The organism is Hymenobacter sp. M1-2 (genome assembly GCF_057808495.1).
In genome coordinates, this window is sequence record NZ_JBTYZO010000035.1 from 1 (window position 1) to 18899 (window position 18899).

Sequence of the window (18899 nt, forward strand, 5' to 3'; positions counted from 1 at the left end):
GGCGGGCACACCCCCAAGGCCCTCGTTGCTCCTGCCCCGGCGCACCGAGGGCCTTTTGCGTGTGGATATGGGTGCCTATAGTGCTAACTTCCTGAACCTTGGTAGTTCTTGCGGCTTACTAACAGCAGTGACTTTCTGCAACACAAAGCACTATGCATGCTCGATAACAGACAGGACTTGGAAGCAATGACTCTCCTAAGGCATATTGGGTGGCGCCATAAGGTGCATGAAGCAATAAATGGGGTCCGCTAGTACTTCAATCATATCATCAAGGCTAGTGAGAAGGGGCTTGGACTAGTGGCTGATATGCTATAGAAACGATGCAGTGCGTTTGATCTATTTAAGCAGCTATTAAGTATACTTGTCCTTATTAATAGCCTTTCTACCTATCAAGGTATGACGCACTCTTAGTCTGAGTCTTTCCTAAAACCCGAAAGGCCCCTCTATCACTAGAGAGGCCTTTCGGGTTTTAGGAAAGACTCAGCTTTTAGAATGGGTAACCAATTGCAATATTCAGGCGGAGCCCCTTGTCATCATCATCAGGCGTACCGTAAGACGCACGAAGGGGGACAGCTGCGTCAAAGCGAATTACGAAGAATTGCACGTCGATGCGGATACCGGCACCAGCGCCGATAGCAAGTTGATTCAGAAATTTGCTGGGTTCAAATTTACCGCCTGGTCGCTCAGGGTCGTCGTTGACCAGCCAGATATTACCTGCATCAACGAATAAAGCGCCTTTGACATAGGGGAAAAGGTCTTGACGGTATTCGGCGTTGGCTTCAAAGCGTAAATCGCCTACCTGGTCGTAGAAGCTGGTTTGCTGCTCTCTCGAAGTTCCAGGGTTGTAGGAGCCAGGGCCAATACCTCGTGCTGCATAAGCTCGGACGCTGTTAGGACCACCGATACCATATTGCTTAAGGTAGGGGAGCACATTGGAATTCTGATAAGGCAAACCTAGGCCAAGTAGCAGACGAGTAGCAATCTTGTTTCCGCTGGTGCGGTCAGAAGAGACGCGGAAGTAATTGCGCAACTCAAGGTCTACTTTAGTGTACTGGGAGAATTCCTGACCGAACACCTCATATTTGCCAAACTCATTACGCGAGGCACCTCGTAGGTTGCTGAGTAAATAGGCCAAGTTGCCGGATACTTCTATGCCACCGCTAAAATAGATCTGGTTGCGACGCTGTTCTAAAGACTGCTGGTTGTAAGTGTAACGGTAGCTACTGCCCAAAATGAATTGCTGGCGAAAGCTGTTAGCCAAGAATTGATTGCTGTCTAGCAGCGCCTGGAACGTGTTGCTGGTATTAGCAAGGCGGACGTATTGCAAGTCAATGGGCCGTAGCTCCTGCTCGTTGGTGATTTTGGTTTTCCAGGAGTAGCCGTAATTCAGATTGAACACGTCTTGCCGGAAAGCTTCGAGGCGTTGCACGTACCGGTAGCCGGCACCGAATGAAGTTCGGGGCTGGAAATCGGAGTTGCGCAGCTGAATATCGAAGGGAGGCGTGATGAGGCGCGGCACCAACAGTTGGGCATCAAGACCTAGCTCGTAGGAAGTAAGACCGATGGCGTTAGTGCCGGTACGGGTCTGGTTTTCGAAGGAGCCAGTCAGGTTTATAAGTAGCTGCTCGGCCCCGCGCAATGCCGAACGGTTGCGATACTGCACCTGAAAGCCTGGGCCCACGAAGCCGTTGGATTTACTTACCAATAGCACTTCCGTCCGCAGGGACTGCTTGGGCACCTGCGTCATGCGTACAAATGTGTTCAGATGGCCGTAGCCCGCAGAATCGGGAACATTACGAGCGGGCCGAAAGCGAATATCAACGAACTTGAACGTGCCTAGGCTCATGAGGCGACTCAGGGTCTGGTCGGCGCGGCGGCGGCGGTATAAGCTATCAGGATAAAGGAACGTAGCGTTGGCAATGGCCTTGGCCCGGAACATCTTTTCGTCGGGCAAGTAACGGTAACCCTTGTAAAGAATCGGTTGGCGCCCGATGGCAGAGGTGTCTGATAACGAATAGTTGGTGTTCAGCGTGACACGGTTGAGCACGTAGGGCCGCGCCGCACGGGGCGGGGTTGATTCCTTGACTTTCAGATACACGTTCACTTGATTGTCGAGCGTGCTGTCGACTTGGAAGAGCAGATAGTCGGGCGTGAAGTAGTAGAAGCCTTGGTTTTTCAGTGCCGCATCGATGCGGGTTCGTTCATTAACGAACGTTTGCAAATTGTAAGGGTCGCCAACCTTCAGCAAGGAGCCGCTTTGAGTGGCTCGAACTGCACGGTCGAGCAGAGAGTCTCTTTCGGGGTATACTATCTGCTTGATGAGATAAGGCTTACCGACCAAGGCCGTGTAGTCAACATTGGCTGTCTGGCCCTTCACGTTCACTTTGCTCTTGACCGTTGGCTTAAAGTAGCCATTGTTGTTGAGTCGGTTGACCATCAGGCCTTTCACTCGTTGCGTATCAACTTGGCTCAGCAGCACGGGCTTTTCCCCGTACTTGTCAGCCAGCCATTTGCCGAGGCCTTTGGTTTTGCCCTCGCCCAGATGCCAGAAGTAGAGTTTGGGTCGCAGCCCTAGAATGGAGGCGTTGGGCTTGGGAGTGATAACACTTTCTAGCTCGGTCGTTAGTTCACTCTCGTTCGGAACGGAGCTTGAGGACTGCACTTTCACCGTGCTACCGGTGTAAAGCTTGGCGTCTTTGGGGATGTATTTGGTGCCTGAGCAAGCCGCCGAAAAGGCCAGCACGCTCAGCGCAACCCAACTCCGGAGCTGCCGCCCGGCGCCTGCTCTCCGCCCCGCAAGGCGAGAAGCCGGACGACTTTCCAGGCGAGTAGAGGAGCTGAACATCATAAGGAAAGACGGTTTCTTGAAAATCATACTGCGCGGGAAAGGTGCCGGCGGGCATCACGCCTAAGACTACTGAATGAAGATTTAGCGGCCCGAGGTAGTTGGGCGTTGGGCAAGGCGAGTAGAATCGCGGCGCGGCGCCGTCGTGACAACTTGGGTGGAATCTTGCGCTGCTTTCTTGTCGCGGCGCTGGCGGCGGCGGTTTTCCTTTACTTCTTCCTTCACTTCCTTGTCAATGCCTTTGAATAGATCGGCTAGGTCACGGTAGTCGCGCTGGAAGATGAGTGAGGCGCCGGTACGCACGTATTGGCCATCGATGTCGCCGTAGGCGTTGCTGCGGAAGGCCCGCAACCGAATCCGGCCGTTAGCCAGCACGTTGTATTCCACGCTCACGTCGCCGGCGAAGGCGCTGATGCCGCTTTGGCTTTGGCCTTGCGAGGCTTGATTGCCACCACCCAGCGGTAAGTCGGTGCCTAAGCGTACGGTGAGACGGTCGTTGAAGAGCTGGCGGCGCACGGCCACGTTGAGGTCGGTGCGGGTTTTCTCGGCGCCGCTGGAGTAGTCGGCGTAGGAATTCACGCCTAGCTCTACGCCCAGATTGGAGAGATAAGAGCCGGTGAGGTTGTTGAGCTGCTGCGTGAGCACTTGGCTGGCGGAGCCGCGCAATTGCTCAGCCACCAAGTTGCCGCTACTGCTCTTGAATGGATCATCGGCTAAGAAACGATTCAGCACCAGCAGCGAAAAAACCTGCTTGTTCAACTCCGAAGCTTCGCTAGGCTGGCGTAGCTGGGCGAGACGGGCCTCAATAGGACCCCGTAATTCTGAACGGGTTTCTTCGGGCAGCTTGATGTCGAAGCCAATAACTGGCTTGAGCAACTCGCCGGTTACGTTCAGGTACACCTGGAACGGCAGCTGGTTGCGCCCCACAGCATTTAGCGTTTCATCGGCCACACCTTGCGCGGAAAGCAACTCGGCGGGAGCGGCTTTCACGCTGTAGATGGCTGCTACGTTCAGTTGCGCATTGTATGGGTCGCCGCTCCAAACAATGGAACTGCCCGGCCCGATGTCGAATTTGCGCGAAGCCAAGTCGTAGAGCGAGAGGTTGTAGGAGCCGCTGGCTACGTCGAGGCGGCCGGTGAGCGTGATAGTGCCCGCCGCGTCGATGGCCGTATTGAGCGTACCGTTGGCCCGTACTTGCAGGTTGTCGCCGGAAATTGGGTCGATGATGATAGTAAAGGGCGTGGCGTCGGAAACCGTGACGCGGGCCGTAATGTCGAAGCCAGAAGCAGTTTTCGCGGAATCCAGCGCTACTTGCCGGGCCAGCATGGTATCGAGCGGGGCGCTTTTATCCACGAATTCCACAATACCATCCGTTGCTACTAAACCGGCCTCATCATTGGGCGTCACGACGGTGAGGTTAGAGCCATCAACTACCACGGCGCGGGTGTTGATGACGGGCAGCGTGAGGTTGCCGCGAATAGTGGTTTCCGAATCGATAATAAGCTTGCCATAGAACAGCTCATTGTCGCGCGCCGTGCTTTGTATCGCCACGAACTGGTCGGTGTTGGCCGTGAGGTTGAAGCGGTAATCGTCAACGTAGTTGCGCGTTAGGACGCGGCCACTCAGCACGGCTTTGTTGCCGAGCGAATCGAGCACCGTGAAGCTATCGAAGCGGATGCCTTGATTATCGAAGGCAATGGATTGGCTGGGCAGACGGTAGGGCGCGCCGAGTTGAGTCACGGTGAAGCCTGCGTCGGGCGTGGTGGTGAGTGTACCATCAATGCGCGGCTGTTTCACGGTGCCATTCACTGTCAGGTTGCCCGTGATGCCCCCGCTGCTTTCGCGCAACTGCCCGGCCGAGAAAGGCTCGACGGTTTGCAGGTTGAAGCGGTTCACGTTGATAGCAAATTGAATGGGGCTGGCGGGCGTGGCTTGGTAGTAGCCCACAGCTTGCACGTCGGTGCCTTGCTGGTTGGTGAGCCGCACGTCCACGTTGTAGCGGTCAGGCACAGGGTTGGTCGCCTTCAGGTTGATGTCCCCCACGATGGACTTGTTGTACACGAAGCCGCCCAACACAGCGTCGGCGGTGAAAGCCTGCCGGGGCTGGCCCAGGTTGAAGGCCAAGGCCTGACCGTTGAGCGTACCAGCCACCAGCGAATCCTGCAAGCCAGCGGCGCGGGCCAGCCCGTTGATTTCGAGGTTACCCATGCTGACTTGTAGCGGGTAGCGGGCCCCGGGTAACGTTTGTAGCGTCAGGAAACGGTCGCCGCGGCGGAAGTCCACGTTTTGGGCGAAGATGGCGCCGGTTGCGGTGGTGAAGCGCAGCTCGTTGCCGGTTGCCACGGTCCATTCCACCCCATCAAGCATGAGCTTCGGGTCGAAACTGAACGCGTAGGAGTCGCCGCCACCCAACACGCGCAGCACGCCCGCCATATTCAAACGCTCGGCACTATCCGACTCCGCGATGCGCAGGCGAGTACCAATCTGGTTGTTCTGGATGCTGCCTGCTAGGGTCGGGTTCGGAATGCGCAGTGAGGTGTCTTGGCTGACTTGCCGCAGGCCCAGCGCGTAATTCAACTTCTGTGGGTCAGAGTCGATATTGAACCGTAACGAATCAAGCGCAAAGCCTAAGTAGACAATGCGCGGAATGCGGGTGTTGACGGTAAGGTTGGCGCTGCGGCTGTCGAAGGCGCCGGCAAGCTTGAAAGGGGTGAGCTGCTTGAGGTCGGGCACCAGCTTTTGCAGGAGCACGGTGTTCTTCACGTTGGCCTCAAAGGTGAAGCGCCGGTCGGCGGCCGAAGGCCTGAACTGCACGCCCGGCAGGTCGAAATACCGGTCGATGTGCTGCTGTAGCACCGTCGCAATATCACCGAGAGCTGTGTTGCCTTCCAGGTTTACGTCGAGGATGTTGGAGTTGACGGCCACTTCCGTGCGGCCCGGGCGCTGCACGATGCGGCCACTCACGGAATCCAGCGCTATCGGCTGGTTGTCGCGCACAATCACGATGTTGCGGCCGGAGAATGTGCCATTGATACTATTGGCGTCGGCGCCGCTGAGGTTGGCGGTGAGGTCGCCTTGTACCCGCAGGTCGCCGCCGGTGTAAAAGCCGAGAGCCGTGAGGTTGGCGCCGCGCAGGTTGAGGCGCTGCACCTCGTAGCTAGGCTTGTTGGCGTCGCGCAGGTTCACGGTAGCCAATAGGTCGAGGTTTAGGTTGGGGTCCCGAGGGCTGCGCGCGTCAATCACATAGCGGTTGCGGTCAATATCGACGGTGGCTGTGATGCCGCGGTAAGTGTAGCCGTTGTAGGTGGCGCCTTGCACATTGGCCACTAAGCGGCCGCGCAGTAGATTGGGGTCGAGGCCGCCGCGGCCCGTGAGGCGGCCGTTGGCCGTGATGCGCCCAATGGTGGGGTCACGCAGAATCTTCCCGACATCTAGCTGCTGCGTGCTGAATGTAGCCGTAATCGGTTCCTGGCCCTTCGGTCCGCTGCCCAAGTCCACTTTAGCCGCCACGTTGCCGAAGCTGGTAGTAGCCCGCAAATCGGTATCGAAGAGCAGCGCCGTAGGCCGCCCGCGGAACGTGCCGGCCACCGTCATGCGCGGCGGGATACGGATGTTCGAAGGAATAGTACCCTTGGGAACGAGGCTTTTGATGTCGGCTTCGGTGGTCGTGAACTGCTGAATGTTAAAATCGGTGTACAGGCGCTGGTCGGTTTCGGGCAAGCCCTGAATCCGGCCGCTGGCCTTCACGACGGTGTTGCGGAAGCCCACAAACTCCAGGTTCTGCACCCGCAAGTCGCCCACGCGCCCGTTCACGCGCCCACTCACCAGCACCGACTGGTTGGGGCCGGTGTTGAAAGGCGGGGTGCCGGCCAAATCAGGCACCAAGTACAGGATGTCGCGGAAACCTAGGCGCACCTCTTGTAGGTCGCCTTCGATGCCGAGGTTGGGCAGTTGCTTGGTATCGGCCAGCGCGTCGAGGCTGCGGTAGCGCATAGCCAAAGTGTGGCGGATGCGGGTGTGCGGCGTAATCAGGTCCAGGTTGTCGAGCCGCGTTTGCACGGAGTCGAACACTAGGTCGGCCTTCGTGGAGGTGATTTCGAAGCCGCTCTGTTCCTTGCCCGCTAGCTGCGTAATGCGGCCGGTGGTGCGGTTTTCGGAGTAGAACAGGTTCTCTGTATTCAGCGTGAGGTCCGTGAACTTGAGGTGGTTGTAGTCCATGGCCGGTACGCGGGTGCGCTGCCGGGGCTCGTTGAAATTGTCAAAGGCCACATCCACAGCGTTGATGTCGGAACGTTTCAGCGTGACCACCCAGCTGGTGGGCTGGCCGGTGGCGGTTTCCACAGCATCGTTGAGGTCGCGCACGACTTCGGCGGGGTTCACGAGGCGCTTCTCCACCGGCACGTTCTCGTTCTGGGCGTAAGCGAAGCTGGAATTGCGCAGCTTCAGCGTGTTGAGCGCCACCCGCGAATTAATCAGGTCAATATTGTCGGCCGTAATTTCGGCCTCACCCACGCGGGTGCTGATAAACTGTGCCGACGGGTCGTTTTTATAGGTTAAGCTGACGTTGTTGAGGTTGGCTCGGTTCAGGCCGATGGTCAAATCCAGGGGCTCCGCCACGGCGGTATCAGGCGGCGCAGTTTTAGTTTGCGCGATGATGATGCCGGTGTTGCGCAGCGTGGCTTCGTTGATCTTATAAATAGACTCGTCCACGTCCACTGCGTCCATCGTCACGGCCAGTTCGCCTACTTTGGTGCGCAGGCTGAGGCCGTCCACCTGGTCGTCGTAGGTGAGGTGGATGTTGGTTAGGCGCACGTCGCCGATGTCGTACTTGAAGCCCGCGCCAGTGGTGTCGGCCGGGGTGGTTGTGGTGGTGTCGCCGGTGGCGAAGGCGTTGACGATGAAGTCGTAATTGCTGATGCTGTCGGGCTCGGTGCGCGCAATGGCCAAGCGGCCATCATTCAGTTCCAACGACTTCAGGTTGATTTCCGACTTTGTCAGGGCCCAGATGTCGAGGTCTACGCCCAAGTGTCCCACTGACAGCAGCGTATCACCTTGCTGGTCCTCGATGTAGACCCCGTCGAGGTTGATGGCGTGCCGGAAGTCGGACCGAAACTTGGCAATGCGGACTTCCGTCCCGATTTTATCCTGGAGGTAGTTGGCGGCTTTGTGGGCAGCGTAGTCCTGCACCGACGGAAATTGCAGCGCCACTACTACCCCAATCACGAGGAGCAACACAAAAGCCACAAGCCCTAGGACGGTGTACAGGGCGCGGCGGGCGTAAGTAGGCAAGGAGTTGATGACCAAAAACGGTTAAGGTTCGGTCAAAATCAACGGCAAACACAGGCTTTGGGTTGGGAAAGAGGTGAGGTAGAGCGAATAATACCATAAAGAGTCGAAGGCGAAACCAGCCTGGAATGGAATCCATTACGGTTATGGTTACTTAATCACCGGTTCACCTCTTATCTTTCGCGCCTTATCCTTGTCGACCCATGATTCTTCGTTTTTCTTTGCCCTTTCGCACCGCGTGGGGCCAGCGGCTGGTGGTGTGCGGTTCCGAGCCCAGCCTGGGCCAATGGAACCTCGACCACGCACTTAGCCTACATTACAACCCCGAACTCGGCCGCTGGAGCCAGGAAATTAGCCTGCCCGACGACGCGCCCGGCATGGTGGAATACAAGTATATTCTGCTCGACGACCAAGACGGCGGCAAGCACTGGGAGTGGGGCCCCAACCGCCAGGTGCACTACGACGGCCACCAGTTTACGCGCGTGGTGCTGGAAGACTACTGGCGCCCGGCCGCCCAGCCGGAAAACGAGCTGTTCACGGCGGCTTTCGCCGAAGCCCTGCTTCGGCGCCCCCACGTTTCTAAAGCGGATAAGCTCGCCAAAACTGCCCGCGTGGCCGATTCAGTGGTGCGGTTCCAACTGGCTGCCCCGCGTGTAGACCCCGGCCACCAGCTATGCGTGCTCGGTTCCGACCCGGCCCTCGGCGCCTGGGATGCTCGCAAAGCCGTGCTGCTCTCCGATGCCGACTACCCAACCTGGACTGCCGAGGTGGCGCTGGAGCAACCGGAGCGCGTAGTACAGTATAAGTATGGGGTGTGGGAGCCAGCCGAGAAGAAGATCGTCCTGCTCGAAGCCGGCGACGACCGTATCATTTCGCCGTCGTCGGACCGCCGCACTCAGCGTGTGCGCGCCGATGAGAATTTCCGCTATCCCAATGCCTGGCGCGGGGCCGGCGTGGCCCTGCCCGTTTTCGCGCTACGCAGCCGTAAAGGCTTGGGAGTCGGGGAGTTTCCGGACTTGAAGCTGCTGGTGGATTGGGCGGTGAGTACCGGCCTGAAGCTGGTGCAGATTCTACCCATCAACGACACTGTAGCCACGCACACCTGGGTTGATTCGTATCCGTACGCGGCAATTTCGGTGTTTGCTTTGCACCCGCAGTATCTCAACCTCGATGCCATTGCGCCGTTGCAGGATGCCGCGGCCCAGCAGGAACTGGACCAACAGCGCGAGGAGCTAAACGGCCGCGACTTCGTGGACTACGAGCCCGTGATGCAAGCTAAATGGAAGTTCGCGCGGCGGCTGTACCAGCAAGAGAAGCAGGCTTTCCTGGCCGACCCCGATTTCCAGGCGTTCCGGGCAGAACAGGGGGCATGGTTGGAGCCGTACGCCGTGTTTTCCGCGCTGCGGGACCAGTTCGGCACCGCCGATTTCCAGCAGTGGCCCGAGGAATACCGCACGCCCGCCAAGGTGGCCGAGCTGACCCGCGAAGATGCGCCGGGCTTCGATAAAGTGGGGCTGCACTTCTTCACCCAGTTTCACTTAGATAAACAGCTGCGCGACGCCGTGCAGTACGCCCGTCAGCACGGCGTGGTGCTCAAAGGCGACCTGCCCATTGGTATCTACCGCCACTCCGTGGACGCTTGGACGCAGCCGGAACTCTACCACATGCACCAACAAGCCGGCGCGCCCCCGGACGACTTCTCGGTAACGGGCCAAAACTGGCGCTTCCCCACCTACAACTGGGAGCGGATGGCCGAAGACGGCTACGCGTGGTGGAAGCAGCGCATGGGCCAGTTGGCGCGTTACTTCGATACGCTGCGCATCGACCATATTCTGGGTTTCTTCCGCATCTGGGAGATTCCGGGTCATTCCGTGGAAGGCTTGTTGGGGCACTTCTCGCCGGCTTTGCCACTGCACCAGCACGAAATTGAGCAGCGCCTGGGCTGGTTCAATTACGGCCGGCTGTGCGAACCATACATCCGCTGGCACATGCTCCAGCACATCTTCCACGGACAGGCGCAGGCAGTATTCGACGAGTTTATGGAGGATGCCGGCTACGGGGCTATCCGGCTGAAGGAGCACGTGCGCACCCAACGCCAGATGGAAACGGTGTTCGAACAGAAAATAGTCGCCGACCCAGCCAATACCGCGCATTATCAGTGGCTACGGACCCACCTCTACAGCGTGGCCAATGAAGTGCTCTTCGTGCCCGACGACCTGCGGCCCGACTTCTACCACCCGCGCATCACGCTCAATAAAACGTGGTCGTTCGGCGAACTGAACGAGCAGGACCAGCGCCGCCTTTACGACGATATCTACGTCGACTTCTTCTACCGCCGGCACGAGACTTTCTGGCGCGACCAGGGCATGGTGAAGCTGCCGCCCGTGCGCTACGCCACCAACATGCTCATCTGCGGCGAAGACCTGGGCATGGTGCCCGAATCAGTGCCGGGCGTGATGCGGGCCTTGGGCATGCTGGGCCTCAACATCCAGCGTATGCCCTCCGACCCGAAGGTGGAGTTCGGCCACCCGGATGCCGCGCCGTATCTGTCGGTAGTGAGTCCCGGCTCGCACGACATGAGTACGGTGCGCGGCTGGTGGGAGGAAGACCACACCAAAACGCAGCGCTTTTTCGAGACTATTCTGGGTCATTGGGGCGAGCAGGCGCCGTACCACTGCGAGCCGTGGGTGGCGCGCGAAATCACGGTGCAGCACCTGCACTCGCCGGCTATGTGGGCCATTTTCCCGCTTCAGGATTTGCTGGCCATGAGCGAGCAACTGCGCCGCGCGGACCCGCACGAAGAACAGATCAACGTGCCCGCCAACCCCACGCACTTCTGGAAATACCGCCTGCACCTGCCCTTGGAAGAGTTAGCCGGAGTTGATGACTTCAACCAGGAGGTGCAGCAACTGGTCCGCAACAGCGGCCGTAGTCAGGTCTATTAGATTCACTGAATTCACAAGCCAAAAGCCCTGCCGTGAGGTGGGGCTTTTGGCTTTCTTATGCCTGCAGTAAATCCGAGTTGACTAGATAATTCGTAGCGGCGGCGCGACAGAAATATCACTTCAGAGCCGAGAAAGTTGCTCCCCTGACAGCCGAGATTCACCGGGTGAATTTTCCCATTCACCGAAAACGAAGCGGCTCAGCTTTGGGCGCGAAGTAGCTTTGTACTGGTCCAACGCGCTTTTAGGTAGCTGGCCCTAAATACTGAAATCTTCAACTCTCAAGCACACATACTTTCTTACATGAGAACACGCTTACTTACCCCAGCCCGGTGGTTGCTCTCAGCCCGGTGGCTCTTACTGCTGCTGTCTGCGCCGGCCGCTTTTGCGCAATCAGGTAAAAACGGAGCCCGAGCTGTTACTGTGGCTAATACCCAGATTAACGCCTACGCCACGCTTACTGCCAATGCGGCAGCCGGAAGTAAGACCATTACGGTGAACGCCAGTGCCCTGAACGCTAATGGGAATGCCGCCTTGGCTGCTGGCGACTTGGTGATGATTATCCAGATGCAGGGGGCTACCATCGATGTGACGGATGCGGCTACTTACGGTAATGTCACCAACTACAATAGCGCCGGCCGCTACGAACTCTTGGAAGTGGCGGCAGTACCATCGGCTACGTCCATCACATTCGCTTGCGGCTTAACTAACTCGTACACGGTGGCGGGCAAAACACAAATTGTACGCGTGCCCCGCTATACTACGCTCACGCTTACGTCTACTGGTACCATCACGGCTCCGGCGTGGAACGGTGCGACGGGCGGCGTAGTAGCGGTGGACGTAAGCGGCAACATCACCTTGAACACTGGCTCGTCTATCAACGCGTCGGGCTTAGGCTTCCGGGGCGGCGCTGCTACCACTTCCACTAACTCTTCTTTCCCTTCGGCGGGTAATGGCCGCCGGTCTGCCCTCACGTCTTTTGGCGCGGCTAAAGGCGAGGGTATTGCTGGTTCAGCAGCTGACTACGACCTTCTCAATGGCCGCTACGGCCGGGGAGCTGCGGCCAACGGCGGCGGCGGCGGTAACTCTCACAACTCGGGCGGCGGCGGCGGTGCCAACGCTGGCACGGGCACCTGGACGGGCACTGGCAATCCAGAGCGAAATGCTTTTGTTGGTGGAGTTGTCACGGTCAACGTATACGATGTTGCCTGGAACCAAGAGTCTGCTAATTTCGCTACTTCCACCTCTCCTGGTGGAGGCCGTGGCGGATACTCTTATTCGACTAGTGACCAGAACGCGGCGGCTACTGGTCCTGGCAACGCGAGCTGGGGTGGTGACAGCCGCCAGAATTACGGCGGTCTGGGTGGTCGGCCTCTTGATTACACGGGCCGCTTGTTTCTAGGTGGCGGTGGCGGTGCCGGCGACGCTAATGACGGCGGGGGTACCGGCGGGGGTAACGGCGGCGGCTTGATCTACATCCTGGGCGGTGGCACGGTAGCGGGCGGCGGTAGCATCGTATCGAATGGCACGGCGGCAGCTACTTCTGGCGCAATTGACGCCCCTGGTGGCGGTGGTGCGGGTGGTACCATCGTTATCAATTCCGCGGGAGCTTTGTCAAACATTACTCTTACGGCGCAAGGCGGTATGGGCGGCCTGCAAGCCGGTTCGACCGAGGCAGAAGGACCCGGCGGCGGCGGTGGCGGCGGCTACATTGCGTATACCTCGGGTACTCCTACCACAAGTGTTGCGGGTGCCGCCAATGGCACTACCTCCTCTTCGAGCCTCACCGAGTTTCCGGCTAACGGTGCCACTAAAGGCGGCAGCGGGGTCGTAACTACGTTTTCTTACGCCGCGCAATGCGCCATTACGGCCGACGTTACGACCATTATCAGTGGTAGCACGGCTACTGTACTGGCTGGCACCACGATTACGTACACGGTATCGAGCACCAACATGGGGCCTAACGCGGCTACCAACGTGGTTCAAACGATCAAGCTGCCGGCCGGCCTTACGGGAGTAATGGTTAGCAGCGGCGCCTATGATATGGGAACCGGTCTCGTGACATTTGGTAACATCCCCAATCTGGGCAGTGGCGCAGCGGCGGCTACTAACACCGTATCGTTTCCAGCTCCTTCAGGGGTAGCCTCGGTAACGGGCAAGGCTGCCAGCACTTCCAGCACCACGGATGCCACTACAACGAACAATGACGGCTCAGCAGCCAACGCCAATATCACCACGCCCATTAACCGGCCGCCTGTAGCAGGCAACGACAGCAACGAATTGCCGCGCAACACGGCCAAATCGGGCAACGTCATTCTGAACGATACCGATCCGGAAGGTGGATTGCTAACGGTTTCGCTGGTTACCGGACCAACCAATGGCACGTTGGTGCTCAATGCGGACGGCAGCTACACCTACACGCCCAACAACGGCTTCCTCGGCTCCGACAGCTTCCGGTACCAGGTATGCGACAATGGCACCCCAGTGGCATGCGCCACGGCCACGGTAGCACTACGCGTTTATGATTCTAACTCGGCTTGTACGGCTACTTCCGGCAATAACTTGTTGAGAAACCCGGATTTCAACTCGGGTTCGAGCCCCGCGGATTTCGGCTTTAATACCGACTACGCATTTGTACCGCGTTCCACTATTGTGAATGCTCCTGGTAGCAATCCTTTGGGAATGAGCGGATCTTACGCAGTAGATGCCAGCGCCGCTGAATATCGCCAAACGGGTAGCGACTGGGGCCAGACCGGCCACGGCACCACGACGGGTGATAAATTCATGATTATCAACGGGACCCTGTCTATCAAGACGCTGTATTCCCAGACCATCACGGTACAGCCCCGGCGGTACTATTCGTTTTCGGCGTTCTTCAATAACTTGATCCGGCCTGGCTTTGATCTGGTTGACCCCACCGTGGGTTTCGTCATCAACGGCGCCTCGGTCTCGGCTACGGTAACCCTGCCTGAATCGCCCGACCAGTGGGTGCAGTTTTCGGACGTTTGGTACTCGGGAGAAAATACCACGGCTACGTTTGAGATTCGCAACGTAACAACTGTAGAAGGCGGCAACGACCTAGGTATTGATGACGTCTACTTCGGCACGTGTAACCTAGCGCCGGTAGCCAATAACGATTCGCGCGTTACGCCGCTCAATACTGCCATCACGTTTTCCATCAGCGCCAACGACAGTGATGCCGATGGCACGCTGAACTTGGCTTTGATAGACTTGGATCCTAGCACTCCAGCTCGGGATATCACCCGGACGGTGGCCGGCCAAGGCACGTACACGGTAGATAACGCCGGTAATGTGACGTTTGCACCCGTAACGGGCTACCGCGGCACGAGCTCTATTACGTACACGGTGTCAGACAACAACGGCGCCATTAGCAACGCGGCCACCATTGCCGTAACGGTGAGTGACCGACCCGTAGCCAACAACGTAACCAACGCTGCCTTAGACAACACGCTGGCGGCCACCGTGCTTGCCCCGTCACTATCAGGCACCGACCCTGATGGCAGCATTGCTTCGTTCACCATCCAGAGTCTGCCTTCCAACGGAGTACTGGCCTTCAACGGCACGGCTGTAACAGTGGGCCAGATAATTCCAGCCAACCAGCTTGGCCAACTCACGTTCGATCCTAATCCAGGGTACGTGGGCAATGCCGTTTTCACGTACACCGCTACCGATAACCTGGGCTTGACCAGCGCCACTGCAGCTACCTACACTATTCCGGTGGGCAGCACCTGCGGCCCGTCATATGCTGGTGGTGGAACGGCTAGTGCAGGCTTATATGGCCAGTATTATGCCGGCAGCTTCAGCACCGGTGCCGCTACTACCGACGACTTGAGCTATTTCACCAGTCGCACTGCTGGGGTATCGCGCTTCGATAGCCAGCTAGACTTCACTACGAGCACCTGGGGCAACATCGTTCCTCCGGCGCAAGGCACGGTTGCCGATCCAAATTTCTTTAGCGCCCGGTTCCGCGGCAATATATCCGTGCCGACAGCTGGTTTGTACACGTTCTACCTTTCCTCCGACGACGCCTCGTATTTGTGGCTCGATGGTGCAGCTCTGGCTGCTACGCCGACTGCGGCTTCGGCTACCATCAACAATGGCGGTCTGCATGGCAGTACCACGGTGACGGCCACCGTTGCGCTCTCCGCTGGCTCGCATAACGTATTGATATTTTATGCCGAAGCCGAGGGCGGCAATAGCCTCAAGTTTGAATATGCCGGTCCGACCGGCAGTGGCATTGCCCGCCAAGTAGTACCCTTTTCGGTGCTCTGCGCTGGCCTAACCAACGTGCCTCCAGTGGCTACGAACGTGACCAACTCGCCAGCTATGCTCAACACAAGCGGCCCAACGGCGATTCAGTCGTTAGCCGGTACGGATCAGGATGGTACCGTCACCAACTACATCATTGCTACGTTGCCCACAGCCGCTCAGGGCGTTCTGTCGCTCAACGGCACGGCCCTAACGGCGGGCCAGCAGATTACCGCTGCGCAGGCTGCTCAGTTGCGGTTTGCCCCAGCGGCGGGCTTTGGCGGCGATGCTACATTCACCTTCTTCGCGGTGGACAACTCCAACCAGCAGTCGAACACGGCAGCTACCTACACCATTCCAGTGATACCGGTTACTACCATCAGTGGTACCATTTTCGAGGATGTGAACTACGGCGGCGGTGCCGGCCGGAGCTTGACTGACGCGGCGGGCGTAGGCCGAGGCGGAGCTAGGGTGGAACTCTACAATGCCAGCGGCAACCTAGTAACTACCACCACTACGGCTACCACCGGCACTATCGGTTCCTACAGCTTTGGCAACGTAGCAGCGGGTACCTACACGGTACGCGTGGTGAACAACTCGGTTACCTCGTCGCGCAACACCAACAATGTCACTGGTCTGATAGGAGTACAAACCTTCGTGAACGGCGATGTGAACCGCGTGGGTGGGGAAGCGCCTGAAAAGCAGGATGCCGCAGCCAATACTGGTAGCCAGACACTGGCTAGCCTCACAGCCGGCACGGTCACGCCACAGTCCCTGGCAACCGTTACCATAGCCAGCGTCCCGGCCGCGGTGGGCAGCGTGAACTTCGGCTTCAACTTCGATGTCATCACGAACACCAATGACGCCGGCCAAGGCTCCTTGCGTCAGTTCATCACGAACAGCAATGCGCTGCCCAACACCAATTTGGCTCAAGTCAATGGTACGGTGGGTGTGGAAAGCACCATCTTCATGATTCCTAACGGAGCAGCTAGTGGCGCACCGGCTGGCTTGCGCAACGGCCTAAACAGCGGCTTGACTGCTGGTGTGGCTGTTATTACGCCCGCCACCGCGCTGCCCGCCATTACGGATGCTGGCACCAGCCTCGACGGCACGAAGCAAACTACCAACGTGGGCAACACCAACGCGGGTGCGCTTGGCTTGGGCGGCAACGTAGGTACCGGCGCCAACGGGGTAGACGAAATCAGCGGCACCACCGACGACCTGGCCCTGAGCCAGGTGGAGCGCCCGGAAGTGCAGATTCAGGACGGCGCCGCTAACCTGGGCATCGGCCTGGACGTGCAGGCAGCGGGTACCACCCTGCGGGGCCTGTCGGTAGTAGGCTTCGGCAATGCCACCAACGACGACGCCAACGCCAACGTGCGCGTTGGTAACGTGACGGGCTTCCTAGTAGAAGCAAACTTCTTGGGCCTCTCGGCCACGAAAGCGGACTTCAATACCGGTACTACGGCCACGGGCGGCGGCGACAACCTGCGCATCATCAATGGTGATGGCAACGGCACCCTCACCGGCGCTACGGCCAGCATCGTACAAAACAACCTGATTGGCTACGCCAGCGGCAAAGGCATCGGGGTAGAAGGCGGCTCGACTGGCGTGGTAATTCGCAACAACGAAATCCGCAACAACGGCATCGGTACCACCAACCTCGACGGTATTGACATCGAAAACAGCTCAAGCACGGTAGTAACCGGCAACCTGCTCGTCGACAACGCGGGTGCCGGGGTTGATTCGTTCGCTTCAACTGGAAGCAACACCATCACGGGCAACACCATTATCGGCAACGGCCGAGCCAATGGAGAAACTTCAGGAGTGCGTTTGTACGGTTCCAACAACACGGTAGCTCAAAACATCATCCGCGACAACTACGGCGCTGGTATCATGAGTGTGTCGGGTACAACTAATAACGTATTCTCGCTTAATTCAATAAGTGGTAACGGCTCTGTGGTGACTTCCACGGGTGGCGCGGCCAGCAACCAGATAGGCATCGACTTGCTTAATAGCACGGACGACGCAAGCAAAGGCTCTGGCACGTATGTCAGCAAGAACGCGGATGGTAAGACGACTACCATGGGTAGCAATGGCTTGCTGAACTTCCCGGTTATCACGCAATCGAAAGTGAACGGCGGCAACCTGCAAGTGACGGGCTTCGCGCCGGCCGGGTCCGTGGTGGAGTTCTTCTTGGCCGCGGCTGATGGCTCGGGCTTCGGTGAAGGCGTCACCTACCTCTTCTCGCGCACCGAAGGCAGCACCGCCGACGGCGACGCTCGGGTGGGTGCTTACAGTGGCCTGATCAACGGCCGTGACCAAGGCAGCGAAGCCGCCGCCCGCCGCTTCGTGTTCACCATCCCGCTCAGCACGGCGCAGCAGACAACGCTCAATCAAGTAGGCACGTTGATTACAGCGACGGCGACGGTGACGGGCCAAGGCACATCGGAGTTCTCGGGCAACGCGCCGACGACGGCGGGCCCACTGCCGGTGGAACTGACCAGCTTCGAGGTGACGGCCGTGCAAGCCGACGCCCACTTGCGCTGGACGACAGCTTCCGAAAAGAACAACGACCACTTCGCGGTGGAGCGCAGCCTCGACGGACGCACGTTCACGGCCATCGGCCAAGTGCGGGGCCAGGGTAGCACCAGCCAAGCTAGCGCCTACAGCTTCACCGATGTGAACGTTGGTCGCCAGCACCAAGGTGTGGTCTACTACCGCCTGCAGCAGGTGGACACGGACGGCACAAGCACCTACAGCCCGGTGCGTACGGTGCGTTTCGGTACGGTAGTGGCCAGCAGCCGGCCGAGCGTGGGCGTATACCCCAACCCGGCCAGCAGCCAAGACCGCACAGCCACGCTGGACTTGTCGCAGTTGCCACAGGGCCACTACCAGGCCACGTTGCTCGATGCCACGGGCCGCTTGTTGGGCCGCTACTCAGTGGAGGGCGGAATCAACAAAGCCGTGGATGTGCAGACGCTGCCAGTAGGCACCTACATAGTGCTCGTGCAAGGCAACGGCCTCAAGCTGAGCCAGCGCCTGATTAAGGAATAAGCAGTAATACCCAAAATGAGAAGCCCTTCCTCGTATGAGGAAGGGCTTTTTTGTTTTCTACACCTAGCCTGTGAATGATATTTGTGCCCTTTCCTCAAGAATGTATTATGTGGGAATATTTATAAAGAAGAACCTTTTTTTTCTTGTAGAGAAAGATTCTCAAAATATTAACCAAGGAGTAAATCTGAAATGAGCTATAAGTCGTAGTTTGCTGCATAAAAATTAGAAGGTGCTAATATACAAGAGCATAGGCAATTGTCCTTCTGCTTAGCTCTTTGTTGGTGAGTCACGCCTGTATTCATCAAAAAATTCTAATTTGCATATTGGACATGAAGTAGAATTGTAGCATTCAGGCTTTTAAAGAAGCTTATGTAGTTAGAATGCTTCGCTACTGTTCAGTCTAATTTTTTCTCAACTCACAACCCAAATTCCTAATATGAGAACAACTCTACTACGCTTCGGGCTTTTCCTGGGGCTTTTCATCTTGTTTGGCAGCCTCA

4 protein-coding genes are annotated in these 18899 nt (G+C 58.0%); 2 read left to right on the forward strand and 2 right to left on the reverse strand.

Annotation, left to right across the window (positions count from 1 at the left end):
• Positions 1-487: 487 nt before the first annotated feature.
• A complete protein-coding gene (gene tamL / locus ACYSMN_RS23845; RefSeq protein ID WP_488926436.1) occupies positions 488-2875 on the reverse strand; it encodes a translocation and assembly module lipoprotein TamL in 2388 nt (795 codons plus the stop codon).
• A 54-nt stretch (positions 2876-2929) separates the two neighbouring features.
• A complete protein-coding gene (locus tag ACYSMN_RS23850; RefSeq protein WP_488926437.1) occupies positions 2930-8149 on the reverse strand; it encodes a translocation/assembly module TamB domain-containing protein in 5220 nt (1739 codons plus the stop codon).
• Between the two features lie 185 nt (positions 8150-8334).
• Between ACYSMN_RS23850 and ACYSMN_RS23855 the strand changes: the two genes are divergently transcribed.
• Entirely contained in the window at positions 8335-11076 is a 2742-nt protein-coding gene (locus ACYSMN_RS23855; protein ID WP_488926438.1) for a 4-alpha-glucanotransferase, read from the forward strand.
• A 300-nt stretch (positions 11077-11376) separates the two neighbouring features.
• Complete coding sequence (locus tag ACYSMN_RS23860; RefSeq protein WP_488926439.1) at positions 11377-18399, forward strand: cadherin-like domain-containing protein; 7023 nt, start codon at positions 11377-11379, stop codon at positions 18397-18399.
• Positions 18400-18899 lie beyond the last annotated feature (500 nt).